Genomic DNA, 1,283 nt, shown 5'->3' with positions numbered 1-1,283 from the left:
GGGATGACGGCCAGGTCCGGCATCAGGACGTCTGCGTTCAGGTCGAGCAAGAACTTCACTGGAACGCCGTCGAGCTGTTGCATGACAAGCGTTGAGGCCAGGTACCGGTCGCAGACGACCGTGTCGCCGGCGCTGAGACGGGGCTCGATCTCGTGCTCGATGTGTTCGTACCGGTCTGCGGCGACCAGGCAGGCCAGGGCGCGCCCGTGGATGTGGCTGAAGTGCTCGCGGGTGAAGACACCGACAGCGTTGGTACTGGGTTCCACGGTCTGATGAACCGCCCAGCCTCGTCCGGCCAGCTCCCTGGTGAGCGCGTGGACGGTGGTGGTCTTCCCGACGCCGCTGGGGCCGTCGAGGGTGACGAACCGGCCGCGTGCCGACGTCATGCCGCCGTCTCTCGTGTCGGCTGGTTGCGTTCGTACTGCTCGCGGGTGAGCGTGGCCAGTGTGGCGCGGACCTCGGGCAGGGGGACGTCGCCGAACTGGATGCCGACGGAGAAGTTGAACTCGTCTCGCTGACGCATCGACTCGTCAGCACCGTCAGCGGTGAGGTCGACGTCTCCATATGTGAGGAGCTTGTCGGGGTCGTGGCCGCCGTCGGTGAGTGTCTTCCACACGGGTGTTCCCGGGTAGGGGCGGAACTCGAACACGCTGGCCCGCACGTCGCCGGGATTGGCGTCGGCGATGCGCCAGAGGTTGCGGATGTGGCGCACCGTCGCCCGGAGGTCCTCGTGGGTCTCGCCGGGGAAGCCGAGAATGAAGTACCCCTTCACGCCGATGCCATGTTCGACAAGGCGGCGGGTGACGCGTTCGGTCATCTCTGCGTCGATGCGCTTGTCCATCGCGCGCAGGATGCGGTCGCTTCCCGATTCGATTCCGAGGGCGACTTCACGCGGCCCGTTGTTGACGAGCCGTTCGAGCTCGGTGTTGTCGAGCCGGTCCAGGACGTTGATGCGTCCGGTGGCGTCCCACACGTACCGTTCGCCGACGCGGTGCCGTGTGAAGGCCGCCATCTGCCTGGTGATGACGCGGGAGACCCCGAGGAAGAGGTCGTCGACGAACCGGAACGCGGTGACGCCGTACTCGGCGTGCAGTATGTCGAGTTCGCCGATGATGTTCTCGGGCTCGCGAACTCGGATTGTGACGTCAGGATTGGCACTGACCGCGGCGCCGCAGAAGGTGCAGTTGTAGGGGCAGCCTCTGGAGCCGACGATGTTGGCTTCCAGGTGCCCGCTGCGGGCGGCCCGCGTCAGGAAGCCGGTACGACGACTCGTCGCGAGACGG

At 66.6% G+C, this 1,283-nt stretch carries 2 protein-coding genes; both read right to left on the bottom strand.

Annotated elements, in window-relative coordinates:
- Positions 1-386, bottom strand: a 386-nt coding sequence (locus ACFXKA_RS42915) for a dTMP kinase (protein ID WP_379431894.1), incomplete at its 3' end; no start/stop codon positions are given.
- Positions 383-1,283: B12-binding domain-containing radical SAM protein (locus ACFXKA_RS42910; protein ID WP_379431893.1), on the bottom strand; the 901-nt coding region annotated here is incomplete at its 5' end. The genes ACFXKA_RS42915 and ACFXKA_RS42910, both read right to left, overlap by 4 nt.

This window comes from Nocardia sp. NPDC059228 (assembly GCF_042754245.1).
GTDB lineage: Bacteria > Actinomycetota > Actinomycetes > Mycobacteriales > Mycobacteriaceae > Nocardia.
Note: the sequence above shows the minus strand (reverse complement) of the source record. Positions and strands in the feature narration are given on the sequence as shown.